Origin of the sequence: Microcoleus sp. OTE_8_concoct_300 (genome assembly GCF_031383065.1) — a bacterium.
Taxonomy (GTDB): Bacteria; Cyanobacteriota; Cyanobacteriia; order Cyanobacteriales; family Microcoleaceae; genus Microcoleus.
Genome location: NZ_JANMZH010000415.1, coordinates 1 through 1,137, shown reverse-complemented (window position 1 = coordinate 1,137; position 1,137 = coordinate 1). Strand labels below are relative to the sequence as shown.

Below are 1,137 nucleotides of genomic sequence, written 5' to 3'. Positions count from 1 at the left end.
GCGGGCGTCAGTGACGTACCCGAACTCAAGCGAATTATGGCCGAAGGCAAGCGCCAGTGGGCAGAGTTAGCAGAGATGACGGTAGAGACGATCGAAAGAATTCAAGCTGAAGGCGTGGAAGCTAAAGACCACATGATTAAGGCGAACCTGCGCCTGGTGGTTTCGGTGGCGAAAAAATATCAAAATCGCGGGTTAGAATTGCTCGATTTAATACAAGAAGGTACTCTCGGACTCGAGCGAGCCGTAGAAAAGTTTGATCCGACGCGGGGCTATCGGTTTAGCACCTATGCCTACTGGTGGATTCGGCAGGGAATTACGCGCGCGATAGCTACTCAAAGCCGCACCATCCGCCTCCCGGTTCATATCACCGAAAAACTTAACAAAATCAAAAAAGCCCAGCGCAAAATTTCTCAAGAAAAAGGTCGCACAGCTACGATCGAAGACATCGCCGTCGAGTTGGACATGACGGCGCCCCAAGTCCGAGAAGTTTTGCTGCGAGTCCCCCGGTCTGTTTCTCTAGAAACTAAAGTGGGCAACGAAAAAGATACAGAGTTGGGCGACTTGCTCGAAACCGACTGCGTATCTCCAGAAGAAATGCTGATGCGAGAAGCTCTGCACCGCGACTTGCAGCAACTGCTTGCAGATTTAACCAGCCGCGAGCGAGATGTAATTCTGATGCGCTTTGGTTTGGGCGACGGACACCCCTACTCGCTGGCAGAAATCGGTCGCGCCCTCGACTTGTCACGCGAGCGAGTTCGCCAAATTGAAGCTAAAGCTTTGCAAAAACTCCGCCAACCCAAGCGTCGCAACCGCGTGCGCGACTATCTAGAGTCTCTGACTTAAATTTGGCTGATCCGTCAGCGCCATCAATCACGGAGCCAGGCATTCGGCGCTTATGCAGAAGGCAGGAGACATTTGGCAGAAGTAACAATATTTACTCCTGGACCACTTCTCTGTCCTCTGCATCAATGCATAAAGCTTGTTAAAAGTCAAGAATTATCAAAAACCAATTTTTTTCCTCAATCTTTTTTCAATAAGCTGCGATATTTGCAAAATATCTCGATCGTTGTGTATGATTGTCAATAGGCAGACTTTCTTGAGAGGGTCACTATGGCACTTTATACCGCGTCCTCGTTC

General features: G+C 49.5%; 1 protein-coding gene. It reads left to right on the top strand.

The annotated features are described in order from the left end of the window. Positions 1–843 (top strand): RNA polymerase sigma factor SigC (gene sigC, locus ACUVJL_RS19235; protein ID WP_445247299.1); only part of this gene is annotated, 843 nt, incomplete at its 5' end. Positions 844–1,137 lie beyond the last annotated feature (294 nt).